23 protein-coding genes are annotated in these 23,349 nt (G+C 70.6%); 4 read left to right on the top strand and 19 right to left on the bottom strand.

Features of this window, described 5'->3' with window-relative positions; translation table 11 throughout:
* Window positions 1-23: 23 nt before the first annotated feature.
* A complete protein-coding gene (locus AB0P29_RS07355) occupies window positions 24-1,013 on the top strand; it encodes an asparaginase (RefSeq protein ID WP_363379238.1) in 990 nt (329 codons plus the stop codon).
* Window positions 1,014-1,030: 17 nt separating this feature from the next.
* Here the strand turns inward: AB0P29_RS07355 and AB0P29_RS07350 are convergent, their stop codons facing one another.
* Both AB0P29_RS07350 and AB0P29_RS07345 read right to left on the bottom strand, forming a co-directional pair.
* The gene (locus tag AB0P29_RS07350; protein WP_363379237.1) at window positions 1,031-3,754 is read right to left on the bottom strand and encodes an FtsK/SpoIIIE domain-containing protein; all 2,724 of its coding nucleotides are present in this window, start codon (window positions 3,752-3,754) and stop codon (window positions 1,031-1,033) included.
* Between the two features lie 66 nt (window positions 3,755-3,820).
* Window positions 3,821-4,639 (bottom strand): protein phosphatase 2C domain-containing protein, encoded by an 819-nt coding sequence (locus AB0P29_RS07345; RefSeq protein WP_064001490.1) that lies wholly within the window; start codon window positions 4,637-4,639, stop codon window positions 3,821-3,823.
* 178 nt (window positions 4,640-4,817) lie between these two features.
* On the opposite strand from AB0P29_RS07345, the gene AB0P29_RS07340 reads away from it, so the two are divergent.
* Entirely contained in the window at window positions 4,818-5,342 is a 525-nt protein-coding gene (locus AB0P29_RS07340; protein WP_363379236.1) for a DUF4870 domain-containing protein, read from the top strand.
* Here AB0P29_RS07340 and AB0P29_RS07335 read toward each other — a convergent pair.
* The 13 genes from AB0P29_RS07335 to prmC form a co-directional block, all read right to left on the bottom strand.
* Complete coding sequence (locus tag AB0P29_RS07335; protein ID WP_363379235.1) at window positions 5,332-6,096, bottom strand: peroxide stress protein YaaA; 765 nt, start codon at window positions 6,094-6,096, stop codon at window positions 5,332-5,334. The genes AB0P29_RS07340 and AB0P29_RS07335 overlap by 11 nt on opposite strands.
* A gap of 66 nt (window positions 6,097-6,162) precedes the next feature.
* A complete protein-coding gene (locus tag AB0P29_RS07330; RefSeq protein ID WP_064001487.1) occupies window positions 6,163-6,423 on the bottom strand; it encodes a F0F1 ATP synthase subunit epsilon in 261 nt (86 codons plus the stop codon).
* Between the two features lies 1 nt (window position 6,424).
* Window positions 6,425-7,873, bottom strand: a complete 1,449-nt coding sequence (gene atpD / locus AB0P29_RS07325) for a F0F1 ATP synthase subunit beta (RefSeq protein WP_311284226.1) — start codon at window positions 7,871-7,873, stop codon at window positions 6,425-6,427.
* A 22-nt stretch (window positions 7,874-7,895) separates the two neighbouring features.
* Window positions 7,896-8,792 carry a F0F1 ATP synthase subunit gamma gene (locus tag AB0P29_RS07320; RefSeq protein WP_363379234.1) on the bottom strand — a complete coding sequence of 299 codons (897 nt, stop codon included), beginning with the start codon at window positions 8,790-8,792 and terminating at the stop codon, window positions 7,896-7,898.
* A gap of 23 nt (window positions 8,793-8,815) precedes the next feature.
* On the bottom strand, window positions 8,816-10,456 hold the full coding sequence (gene atpA, locus AB0P29_RS07315) for a F0F1 ATP synthase subunit alpha (RefSeq protein ID WP_253035920.1): 1,641 nt from the start codon (window positions 10,454-10,456) through the stop codon (window positions 8,816-8,818).
* A 74-nt stretch (window positions 10,457-10,530) separates the two neighbouring features.
* Complete coding sequence (locus AB0P29_RS07310; protein WP_363379233.1) at window positions 10,531-11,319, bottom strand: F0F1 ATP synthase subunit delta; 789 nt, start codon at window positions 11,317-11,319, stop codon at window positions 10,531-10,533.
* Window positions 11,319-11,873 (bottom strand): F0F1 ATP synthase subunit B, encoded by a 555-nt coding sequence (locus AB0P29_RS07305; RefSeq protein WP_363379232.1) that lies wholly within the window; start codon window positions 11,871-11,873, stop codon window positions 11,319-11,321. Before AB0P29_RS07305 ends, AB0P29_RS07310 begins: the two co-directional genes overlap by 1 nt.
* A gap of 28 nt (window positions 11,874-11,901) precedes the next feature.
* Entirely contained in the window at window positions 11,902-12,135 is a 234-nt protein-coding gene (atpE, locus tag AB0P29_RS07300) for an ATP synthase F0 subunit C (RefSeq protein ID WP_064001481.1), read from the bottom strand.
* Between the two features lie 46 nt (window positions 12,136-12,181).
* On the bottom strand, window positions 12,182-12,940 hold the full coding sequence (gene atpB / locus AB0P29_RS07295; RefSeq protein WP_359917980.1) for a F0F1 ATP synthase subunit A: 759 nt from the start codon (window positions 12,938-12,940) through the stop codon (window positions 12,182-12,184).
* A 158-nt stretch (window positions 12,941-13,098) separates the two neighbouring features.
* Window positions 13,099-13,593: a hypothetical protein gene (locus AB0P29_RS07290; RefSeq protein WP_363379231.1), complete on the bottom strand. Its 495-nt coding sequence runs from the start codon at window positions 13,591-13,593 to the stop codon at window positions 13,099-13,101.
* On the bottom strand, window positions 13,590-14,750 hold the full coding sequence (locus tag AB0P29_RS07285; RefSeq protein WP_217531173.1) for an MraY family glycosyltransferase: 1,161 nt from the start codon (window positions 14,748-14,750) through the stop codon (window positions 13,590-13,592). Before AB0P29_RS07285 ends, AB0P29_RS07290 begins: the two co-directional genes overlap by 4 nt.
* Window positions 14,747-15,442, bottom strand: a complete 696-nt coding sequence (locus AB0P29_RS07280) for an L-threonylcarbamoyladenylate synthase (protein ID WP_217531172.1) — start codon at window positions 15,440-15,442, stop codon at window positions 14,747-14,749. Before AB0P29_RS07280 ends, AB0P29_RS07285 begins: the two co-directional genes overlap by 4 nt.
* 58 nt (window positions 15,443-15,500) lie before the next feature.
* Window positions 15,501-16,391, bottom strand: a complete 891-nt coding sequence (gene prmC / locus AB0P29_RS07275) for a peptide chain release factor N(5)-glutamine methyltransferase (protein ID WP_363379230.1) — start codon at window positions 16,389-16,391, stop codon at window positions 15,501-15,503.
* Between the two features lie 131 nt (window positions 16,392-16,522).
* Between prmC and cysK the strand changes: the two genes are divergently transcribed.
* Complete coding sequence (cysK, locus tag AB0P29_RS07270) at window positions 16,523-17,458, top strand: cysteine synthase A (RefSeq protein WP_363379229.1); 936 nt, start codon at window positions 16,523-16,525, stop codon at window positions 17,456-17,458.
* Between the two features lie 26 nt (window positions 17,459-17,484).
* A complete protein-coding gene (gene epsC, locus AB0P29_RS07265) occupies window positions 17,485-18,090 on the top strand; it encodes a serine O-acetyltransferase EpsC (RefSeq protein WP_082886059.1) in 606 nt (201 codons plus the stop codon).
* Window positions 18,091-18,094: 4 nt separating this feature from the next.
* On the opposite strand, the gene prfA is transcribed toward epsC, so the two are convergent.
* The 4 genes from prfA to thrC all read right to left on the bottom strand — a co-directional run bounded on the left by prfA (window position 18,095) and on the right by thrC (window position 23,349).
* Window positions 18,095-19,174, bottom strand: coding sequence for a peptide chain release factor 1 (prfA, locus tag AB0P29_RS07260; protein ID WP_359917988.1), 1,080 nt, complete (start codon window positions 19,172-19,174; stop codon window positions 18,095-18,097).
* A gap of 10 nt (window positions 19,175-19,184) precedes the next feature.
* The gene (gene rho / locus AB0P29_RS07255; protein ID WP_363379228.1) at window positions 19,185-21,173 is read right to left on the bottom strand and encodes a transcription termination factor Rho; all 1,989 of its coding nucleotides are present in this window, start codon (window positions 21,171-21,173) and stop codon (window positions 19,185-19,187) included.
* 164 nt (window positions 21,174-21,337) lie between these two features.
* Window positions 21,338-22,270, bottom strand: a complete 933-nt coding sequence (gene thrB / locus AB0P29_RS07250; protein ID WP_064001473.1) for a homoserine kinase — start codon at window positions 22,268-22,270, stop codon at window positions 21,338-21,340.
* A complete protein-coding gene (gene thrC / locus AB0P29_RS07245; RefSeq protein WP_253035758.1) occupies window positions 22,267-23,349 on the bottom strand; it encodes a threonine synthase in 1,083 nt (360 codons plus the stop codon). Before thrC ends, thrB begins: the two co-directional genes overlap by 4 nt.

Below are 23,349 nucleotides of genomic sequence, written 5' to 3'. Positions count from 1 at the left end.
AGGGCCCTGGGTAGGCTGGACGGGTGCCTGAGACCTTCGCCGTGACGGATGCCGTCGAACTCGCCGTCGTCGAACGCAGCGGTTTCATCGAGTCCCGTCATGCGGGGTCGGCGATCGTGCTCGACCCCGAGGGAGGGGTCGTCTCGGCGCTGGGCGCCGTGGAGGCGCCCATCCTGCCCCGCTCGACCCTGAAGCCGATGCAGGCGCTCGCGAGCGTCTCGGCCGGGGCGACGCTCGAGGGCCCGCATCTCGCCGTCGCGACCGCCAGCCACTCCGGCACGGACCGGCACGTGGCCCTCGTCACCGACATCCTCACCGCCGCCGGTCTCGGTGAGGATGCGCTGCAGTGCCCGCCCGCGTGGCCGGGCGACCCGGCCGCGCGCGACGAGATGACCCGCGAGCTGATCGGGCCGCAGCGCGTGCGGATGAACTGCTCGGGCAAGCACGCGGCGATGCTGCTGGCCTGTCAAGCGAGCGGGTGGGACACGACGACCTACCTCGACCCGCAGCATCCGCTGCAGGTCCACACCCGTGAGGTCATCGAGCGCCTCACCGGGACGAAGATCACGGCGACGGCGACGGACGGATGCGGCGCCCCGGTGCACGCGATGAGTCTCGCCGCCCTCGCCCGGGCCTTCCACCGCATCGGCGCCTCGTCCGAGAAGTCGCCGTTCGCGCTGCACCGGAGCGCGGGCACCCTGGTCCGTGCCGTCCGGGAGAACCCGTGGGTGATCCAGGGCCCCGGTCAGCCCGACTCGATCGTGACGGAGCGCCTCGGCGTGTTCGCCAAGCACGGTGCCGAGGGCGTCATGGCCATGATCGCCCCGAACGGCACGACCGCCGTGCTGAAGATGCTCGACGGCAGCACCCGGGCGGGCGCCGTGACGGCGCTCACGCTGCTCGTCCGCGCCGGCGCCCTGCAGGCGGCGGACGTGGCGCGCACCCTCGCCGACCTGCCGCTGACGGTGGTCGGCGGCGGCAGGGACGTCGGCGTCATCCGTCCCACCGTCTGATCCCGGCGCCCTGACGCTCAGTCGCGCTCCATCAGGACGCGCCGCACCGGGCGATCGGGCACGTGCCACCAGCCGCGACCCGCACCGGGGACGACGAACGGCGGCAGGTCGCGGGACCCGACGAGAGCGCGGTACTCCGCCGCGCACGCGGCGTCGATGACGAGGTCCGCGTCGGCGCGCGCGTCGGCGAGCAGCCGCCACTGGGCGAGCCAGGCGTCGGGCGGGCCGATCACGACCCCGCCGCGCGTCAGGGACGCCTGCGCGGCGACGGGTGTCACCGGGATGCCCCAGCGTTCCCACTCCGCCGTGAGCCGTCGCAGACGCGCGCCGGCGGGCGCGACGACCGCCGCGGGCCGGCGTCCGGGCTGCCAGACGGGCGGCGGATCGCTGACGACGGAGAGGTCCTGGGCGCCGGCGTCGGCGACCTGGACGAGCGTCCGCCCGAGCCGTCCGCGTCCCGGCGGTAGATCCGGCAGGTGATCGCTCGCGTCGCCGCCGGCGGCGACGTGGTCGGCACGCGTGGCCGTCCCGAGGACGAGACGCTGCGGCACGAGCTCGAGGATCCGGCCGACGCCGCCGCCGACGCGCTGCGTCGTGAGGGCGATCCGGATGCCGCGGGTGCGCGCGCCGCGCAGGGCCTGCTCGAGCGACTCGGCAGCGACGGCGCCGTACTCCCCCGGCAGGGCGGCGAGCATGGCGTCGAGGTCGTCCACGAGCACCGTGGCGCCGGCGGGCACGTGCTCGAGGGTCGTCAGTGCGTCCCACGCCCCCTCGGGATCCCCCGGCACCAGGAGCGTCTCCGTCTGCGCGGCGATCGTGCGGAGCACCCCCGTCCTCCCGCTCCGCGGCCCGCCGACCGCCGCGAGCGCCGGCTCGTCCCAGGCCACGGCGCGCTGGCGCTGCTGCTCGGGCTCGTCGGCGGTTCCCAGCACGACGACGCCGGCCTGCCGGACCGAGGCGAGCGGGACGCACTCGGGAAGAGCCGGCAACCACGGGCGTCGCGCGCCCTCACCCTCGTACCTCGCCACCGCCTCGGCGATGACCGTCGCATCGCACAGAGCCACCCGCACCGGGTGCGGCGCCGTGTCGCCGGACCGTCGCACGAGCGCCGTGCCGCGGGCATCCGCTCGTCCCGAGAGCCGCGCGGCGTCGTCGACGCCCAGCACCGCACGGGAGTCGGTCGCATCGGCGACCCGCAGCGCGATGCGGAGCGGGGCGTTGGCGAGCACGGCGTCGCGGAAGACACCGTTCGCGCGCTGCGCCGCGAGGACGAGGTGGATGCCGAGGGCCCGCCCGCGTGCGGCGAGATCACCGAACACGTCATGCAGCACGGGGTGCGCCGCCACGAGCGCCGCGTACTCGTCGACCACGATGACGAGCCGTCCGAGCCCCTCGCCCGCTTCGTCGACGTCGCGCGCCCCGAGGGACGCGAGGGTGCGCTCCCGGAAGCGGACCTCGGCGCGAAGGCTGTCGATGGCGCGCAGCGTCGTGGCCTCGTCGAGATCGGTGAGGACACCGGTCACGTGCGGCAGAGGTGCCAGATGGTCGAAGGTGCGGCCGCCCTTGAAGTCCACGAGCAGCAGTCCCACCTGCGACGGCGTGTGCGCCGCGCACAGCGAGACGACCCACGACGTGAGCAGCTCGCTCTTGCCCGCCCCGGTCATCCCGATGACCACCGCGTGAGGCCCGTCGGCCACGAGGTCGACGGGCGCCGCCGCTCCGCCCGCGCTTCCGAACGCCGCCGGCAGTGCGCCGCGCCGGGCGGGCGGAACTTGCCGCAGCGTCTCGCGCAGGGTCAGGACGTCCCCCGCGGTCTGCCCGAGCGCGCGCTCCGCCCGATCGGCGAGGAGGCCGGCCAGGTGCGCCGCCTGCGCCGCCGAGAGCACGTCCACGGTCACGTCACGGGACCGGCCGTCGAGATCGAGCCACGCCCGGGTCGGCCCGGTCAGCCGCAGGACCGCCCCGCACCGCGGCGGCGGCGGCGCGCCGTCGGGCACGACGACGATGGGGATGTCGACGTCGCCGCCGACGAGCCCGCCGTTTTCGAGCACCTGGAGGAGCGGCCCGACCGCAGCGGCGCGGTGGGGCGCGGCATCCGCCCACGACGGACCGGCGTCGCTCAGACGCACGCGCCCGGGCGAGAGGCACAGGAGCACCTGCAACGCGAGAGCGCGCGCGACCGCGGCGGCGAGCGCCGGCGGCCCCACCACGGCGACGCCCGTCGTGAGCGGCACGAGGACGGGCACGTCGTCCACCCGCGCCGCGCGCCGACGGAGTTCCGCCGACGCGTCGTCCCCGTCACCGCCCGTCGTCCGCAGGGCACTCGCGTCCTCTCCCGAACCGACGACGAGCATGGACTCGCGCTCGGGGACGACGCGCCAGATCGATTCCGGGCGGGCGAGGAAGCGCGGGACGTCGGGATGCGTCGCCCAACGCTGGGCGCGCTCGTCGTCGTGGCGGTTCGCCACGTCGACCTCCGCCTGCGCCAGCCGACGGCGGAGCGCCGCGGCATCCTTCTTCGCCGTCCGTTTCGAGGTGCGCGCCGCGTCGGCGACCGAGGCGATCGCGATGAGCGGGCCGAGGGCGGCGAACAGCAGAGCGTAGGCCGACCCCGTCACCATCCACAGCACGCCCGCACCGACGACCGGTACGACGACGGTCAGGAGCGGGAGGGGCGGGCGCGGTGCCGGCTCGGCACGGCGGGGAAGCGCGAGGGGGTCATCGGGTGCGTAGGTGGACACCGCTCCACTGTGCGCGGAGGGCCCGGTCCGGCGGCCGGTGCACGGACGTCCTGTGGACGATCCGCGTCAGGGGCGCACTGGTGAGGAGATCTCGACCGTGGCGGTGTCCTCGTCGGCCGGGACGTGCCGCGCGCTCACGACGATGATGGACACGTTGTCGCGGCCGCCGTTCTCCAGCGCCGCCTCGAGCATCGCGTCGACCGCGGCAGCCGGGTCCTGGTTCTGCAGGAGGAAGTGCAGGATACCGTAGTCGGTGAGCTCTTTCGTCAGTCCGTCGCTGCACACCACGAAGCGGTCGCCGTCGACGACCTCGAGTCGCACGTAGTCGGGCACCACCCCGTCGCTCGGACCGACGGCCCGGGTGATGACGTTGCCGTAAGGGTGGTTCTCGGCCTCCTCCGGGCTGAGACGGCCTGCGGCGATCAGCTCCTGGACGACGGAGTGGTCGGTCGTCACCTGCGCGAGCGCGCCGTCGCGGAGCAGGTACACCCGGGAGTCGCCGATGTTGAGGGTCACCCAGGTCGGCTCGGCGCCGGTGAGGTCGAGGTAGACACCCGTCACCGTCGTGCCGGTGCCGTCGTCGGTCGTCTCGGCGTGCGAGGCGATGTCGGCCACCGCGTGCTCGAGGGCGTCCTCGATCGCCTCCGGCGAGACCGTGCCGCGGTCGACGGCGGCCGAGAGGCGCTCCACCGTGCGCGAGCTGGCGATCTCGCCCCCGATGTGGCCGCCCATCCCGTCGGCGACGACGAAGAGCGGGAACGCCGACAGCACGGCATCCTGGTTGTTCTCGCGGCGGCGGCCCTGGTGGGTGACCTCGGCCCAGCGCACCTCGATGGGGCCTGCGCCGGAGGGGACGACGCGGGACGAGGTGACGGCTTCGGGCACGCTCCCACCCTTCTTCCTGATCGGTGCAGCGTCCTCACACTCTAGTGGACGTCCTCCGCCGTCATCCTGCGGCGCGGGGCGTTGCCCCCGACCCGTTCCCGGCACTACCTTTCGTGTGTGGCAGCGCACGCGCGCTGAACGCCGCGCGCCGCGGCGACGCCGACAGAAGGGCATACCGATGACCGACCCGAACACGCCGCCGCAGGACGGCCCCGCGTCTCCTCCTCCCGCAGGCGCGCCGACCCCTCCGCCGGGACAGAACCCGGGCGGTTACGCTCCGCCGCCGCCCCAGCAGCCCTACGCGCAGCAGCAGCCGTACGGGCAGCCGGGTTACGGGCAGCCGCAGCCGGGCGCCGCTCTCACCCCCGATCAGGACAAGCAGTGGGCGATGTTCGCGCACCTCGGCGGCATCGTCGGCTTCCTGCCCGCCCTCATCATCTGGCTCGTGTTCAAGGACCGCGGTCCCCGCACGAACGTCGAGGGAAAGGAGGCGCTGAACTGGCAGATCACCTTCACGATCGCCATGATCGTCGCCTACATCGTTGCGGGCATCCTGGCCTTCATCCCGTTCCTCGGCTTCATCGGGGGGTTGCTCCCGTTCGCCGTGTGGGTCGCGAACATCATCTTCTCGATCCTCGGCGCGGTTCGGGTGAACGCCGGGGGCAGCTACCGCTACCCGGTGACCTTCCGCTTCATCTCGTAGTAGGCGGCACGACGAGCTCCAGCTCGCCGGCCGCCGATGGGCGCAGGACGATCTCTTCGTCCTGCGCCCATCGCATGAGCGCGTCGGGTCCGGGGACGTCCGGCCGTGAGGTCGCGAGGCGGCGGACGAGTTCCCCCTTGGCGTGTTTGTTGAAGTGGTTCAGGGCCCGGATGGCGCCGTCCGGTCCCTCCGACACGACCCGCACGTACGCCTGCGGGATCCCGGCGGGCACGGGCCCCAGGGCGACGTACGCCTCCGAACGCAGGTCGAGGACGAACGAGGGCGAGGATGCCGCGATCGCGGCACCGACGGCATCCGCCCACACTGCCCGCATCGGCGGGAGTCCGGGGACGCGGATGCCGGCTCCCAGACGGTACGCCGGGATCGGATCCAGCGCCCCGACCACGCCGAACGGGGCGGAGTGGATCGCGACGTGGCCCGCCAGCCAGGCACGCGACGCGTCGTCGAGAGTCGCGGCGTCGAGGGCGTCGAAGAGGACCCCGGTGTAGCGGTCGACGGCGGGCATCGTCGGGGAGCCGCGGAGCGCGGCGTTGACGGCGACCTCGCCGCGTTGCCGGGCGGAGAGCTTGAGCACGCGGGCCGCGGCCTCCTCGTCGTCGCTGAGCGCGACGAGCGCGTCGATCACCTGCTCGCGCTGCGTCGAGAGCGTCGGATAGGCGAGCGCGTCCGGACGCCAGCGCGGGCCGTCGCCGCCGGGGCGCTTGGTCTCGGACGGGGGCAGCAGGATGAGCACGGCGGCACCTCCGGGGAAAAGCGCAGCGCCGCCCGGCGAACCGGACGGCGCTGCGCGCAAAGGGTGTCAGGACTGCAGGGCTGCGTTCCCGGCCACGATGGTGAGCTCGTCGTTCTCCATCGAGAGGAAGCCGTCCTCCGCCGTCGCGACGATCTTCTCGCCGTTCGACTGCGTGATCCGGACTTCACCCTCCGCGAGGATGGCGAGGACGGGCTCGTGACCGGACATGAAGCCGATCTCGCCCTCGACCGTCTTGGCCACGACGAGGCTCGCCTCGCCGTGCCAGACCTCCGCCTCAGCGGAGACGAGGGTGACGGTCAGCGCCATGTCAGCCGTTCTCCTTCTGGATCTGCGCCCACTTCTCCTCGACGTCGGAGATGCCACCGACGTTGAAGAAGGCCTGCTCGGCCACGTGGTCGAAGTCACCCTTGACGATGGCGTCGAACGACTCGATGGTCTCCTTGATCGGGACCGTGGAGCCCTCGACACCGGTGAACTTCTTCGCCATGTAGGTGTTCTGCGAGAGGAACTGCTGGATGCGGCGTGCACGCGACACGACGATCTTGTCCTCTTCGGAGAGCTCGTCGACACCGAGGATCGCGATGATCTCCTGCAGTTCCTTGTTCTTCTGCAGGATCTGCTTCACGGCGGTGGCCACACGGTAGTGGTCCTCACCGATGTACCGCGGGTCCAGGATGCGGCTGGTCGAAGTCAGCGGGTCGATCGCGGGGTACAGACCCTTCGAGGCGATCTCACGCGAGAGCTCGGTCGTCGCGTCGAGGTGCGCGAAGGTGGTCGCCGGAGCCGGATCGGTGTAGTCGTCGGCGGGGACGTAGATCGCCTGCAGCGACGTGATCGAGTGACCGCGGGTCGACGTGATGCGCTCCTGGAGGACACCCATCTCGTCGGCCAGGTTCGGCTGGTAACCCACGGCAGAGGGCATGCGGCCCAACAGCGTGGAGACCTCGGAACCGGCCTGCGTGAAGCGGAAGATGTTGTCGATGAACAGGAGGACGTCCTGCTTCTGCACGTCGCGGAAGTACTCCGCCATCGTGAGAGCCGACAGGGCGACGCGCAGACGCGTCCCCGGCGGCTCGTCCATCTGGCCGAAGACGAGGGCGGTCTTGTCGAAGACGCCCGCCTCCTCCATCTCACCGATGAGGTCGTTGCCCTCACGGGTGCGCTCACCGACACCGGCGAACACCGACACACCGCCGTGGTCCTGCGCGACGCGCTGGATCATCTCCTGGATGAGGACGGTCTTGCCGACGCCGGCACCACCGAAGAGGCCGATCTTGCCACCCTGGACGTACGGGGTGAGCAGGTCGATGCTCTTGATGCCGGTCTCGAACATCTCGGTCTTGGACTCGAGCTGGTCGAAGTTCGGCGCCTGACGGTGGATGCCCCAGCGCTCGGTGACCTCGATGGTCTCGCCCGGCGCGGCGTTGAGGACCTCACCGGTGACGTTGAACACCTTGCCCTTGGTGACGTCGCCGACGGGGACCGTGATCGGGCCGCCGGTGTCGCGCACCTCCTGGCCGCGGACCATGCCGTCGGTGGGCTTGAGCGAGATGGCGCGGACGAGGTCGTCGCCGAGGTGCTGCGCGACCTCGAGCGTGATCTCGGTCGACTCGCCGTCGATCGTGATGGTGGTCTTGAGGGCGTTGTAGACCTCGGGGATCGAGTCGTGCGGGAACTCGATGTCGACGACCGGGCCGGTGACGCGCGCGACGCGACCGACGACGGGGGTCTCCGTCTTCTCAGCGGTGAGGCTCATGGCTTCTCTTCTTTCGTGTGGTCTATTTGCCCGACGCCAGCGCGTCGGCGCCGCCGACGATCTCGGCGATCTGCTGCGTGATCTCCGCCTGACGCGCGTTGTTGCGCAGGCGGGTGTAGTCGGTGATGAGCTTGTCGGCGTTGTCGCTTGCGGACTTCATCGCCTTCTGCGTGGCGGCCTGCTTCGCGGCGGACGACTGGAGCAGCGCGTTGAACACGCGGCTCTGCACGTACACCGGCAGCAGCGCGTCGAGCACCGTCTCGGCATCCGGTTCGAACTCGTAGAGCGGGTAGACCTGGCTGGACGCCGCGTCCTCCGCCTCGACGACCTCGAGCGGCAGCAGACGCACGGTCTCGGGCGTCTGCGTCATCATGCTGACGAACCGGTTGTAGACGAGGTTGATCTCGTCGACGCCGCCGTCCGCGCCGCCCTTCTCGTACGCGCCGATCAGCGCGGCCGCGATCTCCTCCGCCGTCGAGAACGCCGGCGTGTCGGTGTCACCGATCCACTCCCCCGCCGTCGCGATGCGACGGAACTGGAAGAAGCCGACGGGTTTGCGGCCGATGAGGTAGTACACCGGCTCGCGACCCTCGCTGCGCAGCAGCTCGCCGAGCTGCAGCGCCTCGCGGATCACCTGGGAGTTGAATGCGCCGGCGAGACCGCGGTCCGAGCCGAAGACGACGACGGCGGAGCGTCGGATGTCCTCGCGCTCGGTGGTCAGCGGGTGCTGCACGTTCGAGTGCGTCGCCACGGCGGAGACGGCCCGCGTCACGGCCCGCGCGAAGGGGTTGGACGCGCGCACGCGTGCCATCGCCTTCTGGATGCGCGAAGCCGCGATGAGTTCCATCGCCTTCGTGATCTTCTTGGTCGTCTGAGCAGAAGAGATCTTCTGCTTGTAGACCCTGAGTTGTGCGCCCATTGGTTATGAGTCTCCCGTCGGCGTCAGCCGCGGCGGCCCTTGACGATCTTCTCCTGGTTCACGTCGTCGGCGTCCGCAGCAGCGACCTCTTCGTGACCCGGCGCGCCGAGTGCCTGACCCTTGCCGCCCTGGAACTCGAGGACGAAGGCGTCGACCGCCTTGTCGAGCTCCGCGACGGTGCTGTCGTCGAGGACGTTCGTCTCGCGCAGCGTGTCGAGGATCGACGTGTTCCGCTTCAGGTGGTCCAGCAGCTCGCGCTCGAAGCGGAGGACGTCCTCCACCTCGATCGTGTCGAGCTTGCCGTTGGTGCCGGCCCAGATCGAGACGACCTGCTCCTCGACGGGGTACGGCGAGTACTGCGGCTGCTTCAGCAGCTCGGTCAGACGCGCACCGCGGGCGAGCTGACGACGCGACGCGGCGTCGAGGTCGGAGGCGAACATCGCGAACGCCTCGAGCGAGCGGTACTGGGCGAGCTCGAGCTTGAGCGTTCCCGATACCTTCTTGATCGACTTGACCTGAGCGTCACCACCGACGCGCGAGACCGAGATACCCACGTCGACCGCGGGACGCTGGTTGGCGTTGAAGAGGTCGGACTGCAGGAAGATCTGGCCGTCGGTGATCGAGATCACGTTGGTCGGGATGTACGCCGAGACGTCGTTGGCCTTCGTCTCGATGATGGGCAGACCCGTCATCGATCCCGCCCCGAGCTCGTCGGAGAGCTTGGCGCAACGCTCCAACAGACGCGAGTGCAGGTAGAAGACGTCACCGGGGTACGCCTCGCGGCCCGGCGGGCGGCGCAGCAGCAGCGACACGGCACGGTAGGCCTCGGCCTGCTTCGACAGGTCGTCGAAGATGATGAGGACGTGCTTGCCCTCGTACATCCAGTGCTGGCCGATGGCCGATCCGGTGTAGGGAGCGAGGTACTTGAAGCCGGCGGGGTCGGATGCCGGGGCCGCGACGATCGTCGTGTACTCCATGGCACCGGCGTCCTCGAGCGCGCCCTTCACCGAAGCGATGGTCGAGCCCTTCTGGCCGATCGCGACGTAGATGCAGCGGACCTGCTTGGTGACGTCGCCCGATTCCCAGTTGGACTTCTGGTTGATGATCGTGTCGATCGCGATCGCCGTCTTGCCGGTCTGACGGTCTCCGATGATCAGCTGGCGCTGACCGCGGCCGACGGGGATCATGGCGTCGATCGCCTTGATGCCGGTCTGCATCGGCTCGTGGACCGACTTGCGCTGCATGACGCCGGGAGCCTGGAGCTCGAGCGCGCGGCGGCCGGTGGTCGCGATCTCGCCGAGACCGTCGATCGGGTTGCCGAGCGGGTCGACGACACGGCCGAGGTAGCCCTCGCCGACACCGACCGAGAGGACCTCGCCGGTACGGGTGACCTTCTGACCGGCCTCGATGCCGGCGAAGTCGCCGAGGACGACGACACCGATCTCGTGCTCGTCGAGGTTCTGCGCGAGGCCTTCGACACCGTTCTCGAAGCGGACGAGCTCGTTCGCCATGACGCCGGGCAGGCCCTCGACGTGGGCGATGCCGTCCGCGGCGTCGACGACGGTGCCGACCTCGGTCGCCGCTGCCCCGGTGGGCTCGTAGGCGGCGACGAAGTCTTTCAGCGCGTCACGGATGACGTCGGGGCTGATGGACAGTTCTGCCATGGTTTTCCTTCTTAGTGAGGTCTTGTGGCGGGCACCTGGCCAGCCGGGTCCGCTCCGCGGTGGAGCGGGAAGAGTCAGCCCGCCAGACGCTGGCGGAGGTCGCCCAATCGGGACGAGACGGTGGCGTCGATCACGTCGTTGCCGATCTCGATGCGGATGCCGCCCACGACCTCGGGGTCGATGACGACAGTGAGCGAGACCTCGGTGTCGTACCGTGCCGCGAGGGTCTGCCGCAGACGCGCGGTCTGCGCCTCGGTCAGCTCCGCCGCGGCGAACACCGTCGCGACAGCGCGACCGCGCTGCTCGGCGACGACGCGGAGCGCCCAGCTCAGCATCGAACGCACCCGCCGCTCGCGCGGGAGCTGCGCGAGCGAGGAGACGATGATCACCGTCGGCTCGGCGGCGCGGCCGGCGAGCAGCTTCTCGACGAGGGCACCCTTGGCGGACGCGTCGCCGAGACGGCTGCCAAGCGCCAGTTCGAGCTCGGGGTTGGCCGCGATCGTGCGGGCCACCGAGAACAGTTCGCCCTCGATGTCGGCCTGCGGGGCCGCGATGGCGGCGGCACGGATGCCCGCCTCCTCGATACCGGTCAGCAGATCGGCGGCCGAGGACCACCGCTCGCTGACGGCGGCGTCGAGGACGGCCACCGTGGCCGGCGAGAACGTGCCGAACACGTTCGCGACGACCTTCTGGCGGCCTTCCGCGGGAACCGACGCATCGGAGAGCGCGCCGCTCAGCTGCGACGAGCCGGCCAGGACGCGCGCCGCGGCGAAGAGCTCGCGGGCGACGTCGAGGTCGACGCCCGGCGCGGCCTGCAGGGCCGACGTCGTCGCCGCGAGGGCCTGAGTGGTCGCGCTGCCCATTACTTCGCCGCCTTCTCGGATGCCTCGAGGTCGGCGAGGAAGCGGTCGACCACGGCCTGGGCCTTGGCGTCGTCCGACAGGGTCTCACCGATCACGCCGCCGGCGAGGTCGAGGGCGAGGGTGCCCACCTCGCTGCGGAGCGAGACGAGCGCGCTCTGGCGCTCGGCCTCGATCTGGGAGTGAGCAGCGGCGGTCAGACGCGCAGCCTCGGCGGCGGCGTTGTCCTTGGCCTCGGTGACGATCTTCTTGCCGTCCTCACGAGCGGCGTCACGGATCTCACCGGCTTCCTTGCGAGCCTCGGCCAGCTGGGCCGTGTACTCCTCGAGGGCGGCTTCCGCCTTGCGCTGCGCCTCGTCGGCCTTCGCGATGTTGCCTTCGATGGCGGCAGCGCGCTGGTCGAGCAGAACCTGCATCTTCGGCAGGGCGACCCGCCAGAAGACGAACAGGATCACGACGAAGCAGACGCCCGACCAGATGATGTCGTACGCGGCGGGGAAAAGCGGGTTGTGCGCCTCGCCCTCTTCTGCGGCGTACGCGACAAGAGCATTCAGCATCCTGTCTCCTTAGGAATCTGTTCGGGGATCAGACGAAGATGAAGTAGGTCGCGATGCCGATGAAGGCGAGCGCCTCGGTGAAGGCGATACCGATGAACATCAGGACCTGCAGGCGGCCGGCCAGCTCGGGCTGACGGGCCACGCCCTCGATCGTCTTGCCGACGACGATACCCACGCCGATGGCGGGACCGATGGCGGCGAGGCCGTAGCCCATCGTCGCGACGTTGCCCTCGAGGGCGGCGAGAACCGTAGTTGCGTCCACGGAGGTGTTTCCTTTCGGTTGGATGGTTCGGCGTGCGCCGGACCGCTTAGTGCTCTTCTGCCACCGCGAGCTGGATGTAGACCGCGGTGAGGATGGCGAAGACGTAGGCCTGGAGGAAGGCGACGAAGATCTCGAACAGCGTGAAGGCGAACCCGAACGCGAGCGTGCCCGCAGCGAGCGCCGAGAACCAGCCGCCGACCTCGACGAGGAAGAACTGGGTGGCCGCGAAGAACAGGACCAGCATGAGGTGGCCGACGATCATGTTCATCAGGAGACGCAGCGTCAGCGTGACGGGCCGGATGATGAAGGTCGAGAGGAACTCGAGCGGGATGATGATGATGTACAGCGGCCACGGCACGCCGGAGGGCATCAGGGCGTTCTTGAAGAACGCGCCCGGGTTGTGCTTGATGCCGGCGTAGATGAAGGTCACGTACGCGACGATCGCCAGCAGGAGTGGGACCGCGACGATCGAAGAACCGGCGATGTTCAGGAACGGGATGACGCCCGTGATGTTCATGAACAGCACCATGAAGAAGATCGTGGTGAGGATCGGGAGGAACCGGCGCCCGTCCTTCTTACCCAGGATGTCCTCGGCGATGTTGACGCGGACGAAGTCCAGGCCCATCTCGACGATGCTCTGGAACCGGCCGGGGACGACGGTCATCCGACGCGTCCCGAGCCAGAAGATCAGGACGATGGCGATCGTCGCGAGGAACTGGATGAGGTGGATCCGGTTGACCTCGAGGAAACCGATCTGGAAGAGCGTCTCGGGGAAGAAGTCGTCGATCGAGGGCCCGTGGAACACGGGGGCGTCTTCGGCGGCAGTAGCGATCAGGGTCGCAGCTTGAGTAAACAGCGCTGGCTCCAGCTTCGGGGCGTCGATCAAAGGATCGGGCGACGATGGTCGGTGAGCTGACTCCGCAGACGTTCCCGTCGGGATCAGGCGGGCTCGAGAACAGCCTATCAGTCCTGGGGCGCCGCCGAGTCCCCGGGCCGGCGTTCCCCGGCCTCCACCTCCGCGGCGGTGGGCAGTGTCGTGTCGCTGACGGCGGAGGTCCGCATCCGGAGCATGACGACGACGTCGACGACGAGCGAGGCGACGATGCTGACGACGAGGGAGACGAGGAAGACCAGCGGGGTCAGCCACGGCTGATCGCGCAGGACGAAGAGCACGACGAGGAAGACCACGAACTTGAGGATCCATCCGCCCATGACGGAACCGAAGAAGATCGGCACGAACAGCGGATCGCCGTAGAAACGGTTGGCGATGAGGATCGACACGATCGTGAAGCCCAGGAAGACCGCCGCCATCAGGACGGCGACGAGGGCGCTCCACAGGCCCGACGTCCCGGCGACGAGCAGTCCGACCGCTCCCCCCGCGACGAGAAGGACCGCGGTCACGATTCCGGACCACACGAGGGCGGTGCGCAGCATGGAGGTGGAGGACAGGGAGCTCACGAGAGGGCCTTCTGTTCGGGCGCGACCGATCGGGCGCGGCGCGCGGGGGGCAGTGTGACGAGGACGCAGGCGATGCAGCCGATGACGAGGAACGCGACGCCGGGCCAGTACCGGCCGGGCCAGCCCTTCGTCGTGCCGATGTACATCAGCAGGACCGACAGCGAGACGACGGCGGTCCACGCGTAGAACACGAAGACGGCGTTGCGGTCGGTGTGGCCCATGTCGAGCATCCGGTGGTGGAGGTGCTTGCGGTCGGGCGAGAACGGCGACTTGCCCTGCGCCATCCGCCGGACGACGGCGAGACCGAAGTCGACGAGCGGCAACAGCACGATGACGACGGGGAGGATGACGGGGATGAAGGCACCGAGCAGCTGAGAGCGGCCGAAGAGGTCGTTATCGCTCAGGAGGTTCGGCGGCAGGTTGCCGGTGACGACGATCGCCGACGACGCCATCATGAGCCCGAGGAGGAGGGCACCGGCATCCCCCATGAACATGCGGGCCGGATTCCAGTTGAACGGCAGGAAGCCCGCGCACATCCCGAGCAGCACGATCGCGATGAACACCCCGGTGTTGCTCTGCTCGCTGTTGTCGAAGTCGCGCACGAGCATCGCCGAGTAGGCGAAGAACACCGCGTTCGCGATGAGGCACACCCCTGCGACGAGCCCGTCGAGTCCGTCGATGAAGTTGACGGCGTTCATGACGATCACGATGAGGAGGATCGACAGGCTGATGCTGACCCAGCTCGACACGACGACCTGCTGGCCGAAGGGCAGGTAGAAGATCTGGATGCCGCCGGGCGAGACGACGATCCAGGCGGCGACGAACTGGGCGCCGAGCTTGATCATCCAGTCGAGGTCCCACAGGTCGTCGGCGACGCCGACCACGACCATGAGGGCGGCGGCCCCCAGCAGGGACCACACCATCGACGGCTCCTGCCACACGATCGCGAAGGCGGGGAGCTGGGAGGACAGCACGAAGAAGCCGAGCATGCCGATGAACATCGCCACGCCCCCGAGCCGGGGCGTGGGGGTCTTGTGGACGTCCCGCTCGCGGATCGCCGGGTGCAGCCCGAACTTCATCGCCACACGCCAGACCGCCCACGAGAAGACGAAGGTGAGGGCGCCGGTGATGACGAACGCGAGCAGGTAGTCCCTCACGCGTCGTCGGATTCGTCGGGCGAGACCGGATCCGGCTCGAGCAGGTCGCCAAGCACCTCGCGCAGGGCGGCGCGGGAGACGGCACCGTCGCGCAGCACCGTCACAGGCCGCGGATCGCGGCCGACGAGTCCCGTCGCATCGATGATGGTGGAGGCGACCCCGGTGTCGACGAGCCCGCCGTCGAGGTAGACGGAGATGCTGTCGCGGAGCATTTCGATCGCCGAGTCGATCTCGAGCGCCGCGGGCTTGCCCGTCAGGTTCGCGCTCGAGACGGCGAGTGGACCGGTCTCCTGCAGCAGTTCGAGGGCGAAGGCGTCGTCCGGCATCCGCACCGCGACGGTGCCGCGGGTCTCGCCGAGGTCCCAGCGCAGCGAGGGCTGGGCGGGCAGGACGATGGTGAGACCCCCCGGCCAGAACCGCTCCACGAGGCGATCGACGGGCTCGGGCACCTCGGCCACGAGCGCACGCATGGTGTCGGGTCCCGAGACGAGCACCGGCGGGGGTGACTGCCGTCCGCGGCCCTTGGCCGCCAGCAGGCGCGCGACGGCGGAGGCGTTGAACGCGTCGGCGGCCACGCCGTAGACGGTGTCGGTCGGCATCACGATGAGTTCGCCGCGGCCGATGGCCTGGCGGGCCTGGCGCAGAGCGGGGAGCAGCTGGTCGGCGTCGCGGCAGTCGAGGACGGGAGACATATCCGCAGCATTCTACGAGGAGCGGGCTCGGGACCGCCTGCACGCGGGCGGTCCCGATTCAGGGACGCAGCGCCGTCGTCGCGCGGTCCCGCGCCGTGAGGTCCCGGTGCGTGGCCGCGCCGCGCCATCCGTCGGCGGTCAGCAGATCGCGGATGCCGGGGCCCTGCCACTCGCCGTGTTCGATCACCAGCGTGCCGCCGGGATGCAGCAGCCGCAGCGCCACGTGCGACAGCACGCGCACGACGTCGAGCCCGTCGGGACCGCCGTACAGCGCCGCCGGCGGGTCCCAGAAGCGCACCTCGGGGTCGCGCGGGATCGCGTCGTCGGGCACGTAGGGCGGGTTCGACACCACGACCGAGACGGTGCCGTCGAGCTCGGGGAACGCATCGGCGAGGTCGATGAACGCGAGACGGGCATGCGGGGCGTGGAGGGCGAAGTTCTCCTTCGCCCAGAGGAAGGCGTCGACAGAATTCTCGGCCGCGTGCACCTGCGCGTGCGGCACCTCGGTCGCGAGCGACAGGGCGAGCGCGCCGCTGCCCGTGCCGAGGTCGACGGCGACCGGCTCGGGACCGGGCGCGGCGCGCAGCGCGTCGATCGCGAGCTGCGCGACCATCTCGGTCTCGGGACGCGGGACGAACACCCCCGGCCCCACCCGGAGCTCCAGGTGGCGGAACGGCGCCGTCCCGGTGAGGTGCTGCAGCGGTTCGCGCGCGGCGCGGCGCTCGACGAGCTCGGCGAAGCGCGTGGCGGCGGTCTCCGGCATCCGATCACCGCGCATCATGGCGGCGGCGAGCTCCCCCCGGCCGATGCCCAGGACGTGCGCGGCGAGGAGTTCGGCGTCGACATCGGCGGACGGCACGCCGGACGCGGCGAGGCGCTCGGCGGCGCGGCGCACGAGGGGGGCGAGGTCGCTGCCCGTGGGCGCGTCGGAAGTCCGTGAAGTCGACATGGGAAGCCTCAGGATACCGCGCACGGCATCGTCACACAGGGCCGCCCGGGTCGCCGGGACCGTAGGCTGGGGGGCGCATCGCGGACACCTGAGCCGCACCCAATTCATCCGACCCGCACGGAAGGCATCCCATGACCGGCATCCACTCCGACATCACGAGCGCATTCGGCAACACCCCCCTCGTCCGACTGAACCGCGTGTCCGAGGGGCTGCCGGGGACCATCCTCGCCAAGCTCGAGTTCTACAATCCCGCCTCGTCGGTCAAGGACCGCCTGGGCATCGCGATCGTCGACGCCGCGGAGGCCTCCGGTGAGCTGAAGCCCGGCGGCACGATCGTCGAGGGCACGAGCGGCAACACCGGCATCGCCCTCGCCATGGTGGGCGCGGCCCGCGGCTACAAGGTCATCCTGACGATGCCGTCCTCGATGTCGATCGAGCGTCGGATGCTGCTGCGCGCCTACGGTGCCGAGCTCGTCCTGACCGACCCGTCGCTCGGTATGAAGGGCGCCGTCGGCGAGGCCGAGCGCATCGCCGCCGAGACCCCCGGCGCCGTGCTCGCGAAGCAGTTCGCCAACCAGGCCAACGTCGAGATCCACCGCAAGACCACCGCCGAGGAGATCCTGCGCGACACCGACGGCGCCGTCGACTACTTCGTCGCCGGCATCGGCACCGGCGGGACGATCACCGGCGTCGGCCAGGTGCTGAAGGAGCGCGTGCCCGCCGCGAAGGTGGTCGCGGTCGAGCCGAAGGACTCCCCCCTGCTGACCGAGGGCAAGCCCGGACCCCACAAGATCCAGGGCATCGGCCCGAACTTCATCCCGCCGATCCTCGACCAGGGCGTCATCGACGAAGTCCAGGACGTCACCTTCGACGACGCGATCGCGACCGCCAAGAAGGTCGCCACGACCGAGGGCATCCTCGTGGGCATCTCGTCCGGCGCCGCCATCTGGGCGGCGCTCCAGGTCGCCGCACGTCCCGAGGCCGAGGGCAAGAACATCGTCGTGATCATCCCCTCCTTCGGCGAGCGGTACCTCTCGACGGCGCTCTTCGAGGAGTTCCGCGACTGATCCCGGTCGTCTCCGAAAGGTCCGTCGTGCCCGGCATCGCCCGCTCCCTGCGCCGCAGCCTCGTCGCCGTCGTCCGCGCCGTCCGCGAGGACATCGCGGCGGCGAAGCTGCGCGACCCGGCCGCACGCGGCGGGCTCGAGATCGCGCTGCTGTACCCGGGGCTCCACGCCGTGTGGAGCCACCGGGTATCGCACGCGCTGTGGCGGCGGGGCCGGCGCTTCCCCGCGCGGGCGCTCTCGCAGGTCACCCGCTGGCTCACCGGCATCGAGATCCATCCCGGCGCCCGCATCGGGCGGCGCTTCTTCATCGACCACGGCATGGGTGTCGTGATCGGCGAGACGGCGGAGGTCGGCGACGACGTCATGCTCTACCACGGGGTGACGCTGGGCGGCCGGACGCGGGACGGCGGCAAGCGGCATCCGACCCTCGAAGACGGCGTCGCCGTCGGCGCGGGAGCGAAGATCCTCGGACCGATCGTCATCGGCGCGCACTCGGTCATCGGCGCGAACGCCGTGGTCACGAAGGACGCGCCGTCCGACTCCGTGCTCGTCGGAGTGCCGGCGCGGGCCCGACGGCGGGCGGTCGGCGAGGACACCCGGGCGATCCTGACGGCGCCCGAGTACCACATCTGAGCGGTCAGGCCTCGGAGCCGACGGCGGCCAGCCGCGCTTCCTCATCGGCCGCGATCGCGGACTCGATGAGCGGTCCGAGCGCGCCGTCCATCACCTGGTCGAGGTTGTACGCCTTGTACCCGGTGCGGTGGTCGGCGATGCGGTTCTCGGGGAAGTTGTACGTGCGGATGCGCTCCGACCGGTCCATTCCGCGGATCTGGGACCTGCGGGCGTCGGAGGCCGCGGCATCCCGCTCCTCCTGCTGCTTGGCGAGCAGGCGCGCGCGGAGCACACGCATGCCGGCTTCGCGGTTCTGCAGCTGGCTCTTCTCGTTCTGCATCGACACGACGATGCCCGTGGGCAGGTGGGTGATGCGGACGGCGGAGTCGGTCGTGTTGACCGACTGACCGCCCGGACCCGACGAGCGGAAGACGTCGATCTTGAGGTCGTTCGCGTCGATCTGCACCTCTTCGGGCTCGTCGACCTCGGGGAAGACGAGGACTCCCGTTGTGGAGGTGTGGATGCGGCCCTGCGACTCGGTCGCGGGCACGCGCTGCACACGGTGGACGCCGCCCTCGTACTTCAGGTGCGCCCAGACGCCCTGGGCAGGATCGCTCGAGGAGCCCTTGATGGCGACCTGGACGTCTTTGTAGCCGCCCAGATCGGACTCGTTGCGCTCGAGCAGTTCGGTCTTCCACCCCTGCGAGGCGGCGTACTGCAGGTACATGCGCAGCAGGTCGGCGGCGAACAGCGCCGACTCGGCGCCGCCCTCCCCCGCCTTGATCTCGAGGATCACGTCGCGGGCGTCGTCGGGGTCGCGCGGGATGAGCAGGCGGCGGAGCTTCTCCTGCGCCTCGGCGAGCCGCTGCTCGAGGGCGGGGACCTCGTCGGCGAAGGCGGCATCCTCCTTCGCGAGTTCCCGCGCAGCCGCGAGGTCCTCCTCCGCGGCCCGCCAGGCGTCGTGCGCCGCGACGATGCGCGAGAGCTCCGCGTACCGCCGGTTGACGCGCTTGGCGCGCGCCGCATCGGCGTGCACCGCGGGGTCGGAGAGTTCCTCCTGGACCGCGCGGTGCTCGTCGATCAGCGTCTGGACGGACTCGAACACGACGCGAAGGTCAGCGGATGCTGTTCTCGTGCCCGTGGCCGTGGCCGCCCGCGGCGGGCGCCGGGATCGACTTCTGCATCTGCACGAGGAACTCGACGTTCGACGTCGTCTCCTTGAGCTTGCCGAGGACGACCTCGAGGGCCTGCTGGGGGTCGAGACCCGCGAGGGCCCGGCGCAGCTTCCACGTGATCTTGACCTCGTCGGCCGAGAGCAGCATCTCCTCGCGACGCGTGCTCGACGCGTTCACGTCGACGGCGGGGAAGATGCGCTTGTCGGCGAGCTGACGCGACAGGCGCAGCTCGCTGTTGCCGGTGCCCTTGAACTCCTCGAAGATGACGTCGTCCATCTTCGAACCGGTCTCGACGAGGGCCGTCGCGAGGATCGTGAGCGATCCGCCGTTCTCGATGTTGCGCGCGGCGCCGAAGAAGCGCTTGGGCGGGTAGAGAGCGGATGCGTCGACACCGCCGGTGAGCACGCGACCCGAGGTCGGCGCCGAGATGTTGTAGGCGCGACCGAGGCGGGTGATCGAGTCGAGCAGGACGACGACGTCGCGGCCCAGCTCGACGAGGCGCTTGGCGCGCTCGATGGCGAGTTCGGCGACCGTCGTGTGGTCCTCGGCGGGTCGGTCGAACGTCGAGGCGATGACCTCGCCCTTGACCGTCCGCTGCATGTCGGTGACCTCTTCGGGGCGCTCGTCGACGAGCACGACCATGAGGTGGACCTCGGGGTTGTTCGTCGCGATCGCGTTCGCGATCTGCTGCAGGACGATCGTCTTGCCGGCCTTGGGCGGCGCGACGATCAGGCCGCGCTGACCCTTGCCGATCGGGGCGACGAGGTCGATGATGCGCTGCGTCAGCTTCTCGGGGGCCGTCTCGAGGCGCAGGCGCTCCTGCGGGTAGAGCGGCGTGAGCTTGCCGAACTCGACACGCGTCGCGGCGTCCTCGACCGAGAGGCCGTTGACGGCGTCGACCTTGACGAGCGCGTTGTACTTCTGGCGGCTGGACTGCTCGCCCTCGCGCGGCTGCTTGATGGCGCCGACCACGGCGTCACCCTTGCGCAGGTTGTACTTCTTGACCTGACCGAGCGAGACGTAGACGTCGCTCTGGCCGGGGAGGTAGCCCGTCGTGCGCACGAAGGCGTAGTTGTCGAGGACGTCGAGGATGCCCGCGATCGGGATGAGGACGTCGTCCTCGCCGATCTCGGTATCGAACTCGTCGTTCGTGTTCTGTCCGCGGCGCTTGTTGCGCTGACGGCCACGACCCTGCCCCTGCTCGTCGTCGGAGGCCTGCTCGACGGCGGGCTTGTCGGCGGGCGCGTTCTGGCCGTTGCCGTTCTGCGCGCTGTTGTTCTGCGCGTTGCCGTTCTGGCCGTTGTCGCCCTTGTTGCGGTTGCGGCTGCGGCTGCGCGAACGGCTGCGGCTGCGGCCGTTGCCCTCGCCGGCGTTCTCGCTGTCATCGGCGGATGCCGTCGGTGCCGCGGCATCAACCGTCGGCGCCTCGGTGGTCGCGGCCTGCTCGGTGGTCTCGGGGGCGGCGTCGGCCGCGGGTGCCTCGACGGCGGACGCGGCATCGGCGGCCGGAGTCTCGGCGGCGTCGGCGGCCGGGGCCTCGGCAGTGGGGGCCTCGACGGCGGGGGCTTCCGCAGCGTCGGCAGCGACGGCGGCATCGGCGGCCGGCACATCGGTGCTCTTCGCGCGACGCGGAGCGCGCTTGCGCGGCGCCTTCGCCGGCTTCTCGGCGGGCTTCTCCTCGGCCGGGGTCTCGTCGACCGGCTGCGCAGCGGCGACCTCTTCGTCGGCGACGGGGGCGGGGTCCGCGGTGGGGGCCTCTTCGACGGGCGCCTCGGCGGCGGGCGCCTCGTCCGCGGGGGTGTCCTCGACGGGCGTCTCTTCGGTCGCGGGCGCGGCCAACTCGGCGGTGGCATCGGCGGTGGTCTCGTCGGCGACGGTGCCGCCGGTGGCGACGTCGTCGCCGGTCTGGATCTCGGAGATGGACTCCACGAGTTCTCCCTTTCAGATGTGGAAAGTCATAACCGCAGGTGGTTCCGTCCACGACAGATCCGGTTCCTCAGCGGGGTGTTCGCGCAGGCACAGAAGTTGCGCAGGCCCGTCAGAAGGGGGTGTGCGGTGGTTCGCAGATTGCGATGGAGGGCAGATTCACGTGATTACGTGGCATCCTCCGTATGGTCCTTCACTGTACCACCCCGGACATCGACGGCCAGCAGCAGGGGTTTCCATGGCGTGTCCGTGGACCGCGCCGCGAACTCGACCGCCTCGAGGCGGCGTCCGGGGCCGTCGGCCAGGACGAGCACGCTGGGGCCGGCGCCCGAGACGACGGCGGCGAAACCGGCGCCCCGGAGCGACTGCACCAGCGCGTCGGTCGCGGGCATCGCCTGCGCCCGGTACGACTGGTGCAGCTTGTCCTCGGTCGCCGCCATCAGCAGCTCGGGGCTCTGCGTGAGCGCCGCGATCAGCAGCGCGGACCGCGAGACGTTGAAGACGGCGTCCTCGCGGGTGACGTGGAGCGGCGCGAGTCCCCGCGCGACCGACGTCGACATCGTGAACTCGGGAACGAACACGAGGGGCGAGACACCGCGGTGGACCGCGAGCTTCTTGTGCTGCGGACCGTCCTGGTCCATCCACGCGATCGTCAGACCGCCGAAGAGCGCCGGGGCGACGTTGTCGGGGTGCCCTTCGAGTTCGGTGGCGAGGCGCAGCAGGGTCTCGGGCCCGAGGGTGACGTCCCCCTCGAGCAGTCCCTGCGCCGCGAGGAGGCCCGCGACCACGGCGGCCCCCGACGATCCCATGCCCCGGCCGTGCGGGATCACGTTGTGCGCGCGCAATCGGATGCCGGGCATCGGCCTGCCGACGGCCTCGAACGCGTACGCCATAGATTTCACGACGAGGTGCGAGGCGTCCGTCGGCACGTCCGCGGAACCCTCGCCGGTGACCTCGATCTCGAGCCCCGGCGCGTCGAGCGCCGTCACGACGAGCTCGTCGTGGACGCTCAGGGCGAGGCCCAACGTGTCGAAGCCCGGGCCCAGGTTGGCGCTCGTGGCTGGCACGCGGACGGCGACGCTGCGCCCGGCGAGCGTCATCCCGCCACGCGCGTGAGGTCGAGCGCGGACGCGACCTCGCTGGTCGCGGCATCCACGACGAGCGGCTCGACCTGCGAGCCGTCGGCGTTGCGCAGCGCCCACTGCGGGTCCTTCAGGCCGTGGCCGGTGACGGTCAGCACGACCTTGGCGCCGTTCGGGATGACGCCGGCCTCGGCACGGTCGAGCAGACCCGCGACGCTGATCGCGGAGGCCGGCTCGACGAAGACGCCGACGGTCCCGGCGAGCAGCTTCTGCGCCGCGAGGATGCGCTCGTCGTCGATCGCGCCGAACCACCCGTCGGTCGCCGCGCGGGCCTCGAGAGCGAGATCCCACGACGCGGGGTTGCCGATGCGGATGGCCGAGGCGATCGTCTCGGGGTTCTTGACGACCTCGCCGCGCACGAGCGGCGCCGAACCCTCGGCCTGGAAGCCGAACATGCGGGGCACGCGCGTCGCGACGCCGCGCTCGGCCTCCTCGCGGTACCCGCGCGAGTAGGCGGTGTAGTTGCCGGCGTTGCCGACCGGGATGAAGTGGAAGTCGGGGGCGTCGCCGAGCTGGCTGACGACCTCGTAGGCGGCGGTCTTCTGCCCCTCGATGCGGTCGGGGTTGACCGAGTTGACGAGGTGCACCTTGTAGCCGACGGCGAGCTCGCGCGCGATCTCGAGGCAGTCGTCGAAGTTGCCGCGGATCTGGATGAGCTTGCCGCCATGGGCGACGGCCTGACTGAGCTTGCCCATCGCGATCTTGCCCTCGGGCACGAGGACGGCCGCCGTGATGCCGGCGTGCGCCGCGTAGGCTGCCGCGGATGCCGAGGTGTTGCCCGTCGAGGCGCAGATGACGGCCTCGGCGCCGTGCTCGACGGCACGCGAGAGCGCGACCGTCATGCCGCGGTCCTTGAACGAGCCGGTCGGGTTCATGCCCTCGAACTTGATGTAGACGTCGGCCCCGGTGATGCGCGACAGCGAGGCGGCGGGGATGAGGGGGGTGCCGCCCTCGCCGAGCGTCACGACGGTCGAGGCGTCGGTGACGCCCAGTCGATCGGCGTACTCGCGGAGGACTCCGCGCCAGACGTGTGCCAT

Origin of the sequence: Microbacterium sp. NPDC080220, from assembly GCF_040686395.1 — a bacterium.
In the GTDB taxonomy this organism is placed as follows: domain Bacteria; phylum Actinomycetota; class Actinomycetes; order Actinomycetales; family Microbacteriaceae; genus Microbacterium; species Microbacterium gawkjiense.
This window is presented reverse-complemented; position numbering and strand designations above follow the sequence as displayed.

Excerpts from the sequence above, each read along its gene's own strand:
- atpD (WP_311284226.1), bottom strand. The coding sequence starts at position 7,873 with ATGAGCCTCACCGCTGAGAAGACGGAGACCCCCGTCGTCGGTCGCGTC.
- thrB (WP_064001473.1), bottom strand. The coding sequence starts at position 22,270 with ATGACGCTCGCCGGGCGCAGCGTCGCCGTCCGCGTGCCAGCCACGAGC.
- AB0P29_RS07340 (WP_363379236.1), top strand. The coding sequence starts at position 4,818 with ATGACCGACCCGAACACGCCGCCGCAGGACGGCCCCGCGTCTCCTCCT.
- thrC (WP_253035758.1), bottom strand. The coding sequence starts at position 23,349 with ATGGCACACGTCTGGCGCGGAGTCCTCCGCGAGTACGCCGATCGACTG.
- AB0P29_RS07280 (WP_217531172.1), bottom strand. The coding sequence starts at position 15,442 with ATGTCTCCCGTCCTCGACTGCCGCGACGCCGACCAGCTGCTCCCCGCT.
- AB0P29_RS07320 (WP_363379234.1), bottom strand. The coding sequence starts at position 8,792 with ATGGGCGCACAACTCAGGGTCTACAAGCAGAAGATCTCTTCTGCTCAG.
- cysK (WP_363379229.1), top strand. The coding sequence starts at position 16,523 with ATGACCGGCATCCACTCCGACATCACGAGCGCATTCGGCAACACCCCC.
- AB0P29_RS07305 (WP_363379232.1), bottom strand. The coding sequence starts at position 11,873 with ATGCTGAATGCTCTTGTCGCGTACGCCGCAGAAGAGGGCGAGGCGCAC.
- AB0P29_RS07330 (WP_064001487.1), bottom strand. The coding sequence starts at position 6,423 with ATGGCGCTGACCGTCACCCTCGTCTCCGCTGAGGCGGAGGTCTGGCAC.
- atpA (WP_253035920.1), bottom strand. The coding sequence starts at position 10,456 with ATGGCAGAACTGTCCATCAGCCCCGACGTCATCCGTGACGCGCTGAAA.
- prmC (WP_363379230.1), bottom strand. The coding sequence starts at position 16,391 with ATGTCGACTTCACGGACTTCCGACGCGCCCACGGGCAGCGACCTCGCC.
- AB0P29_RS07310 (WP_363379233.1), bottom strand. The coding sequence starts at position 11,319 with ATGGGCAGCGCGACCACTCAGGCCCTCGCGGCGACGACGTCGGCCCTG.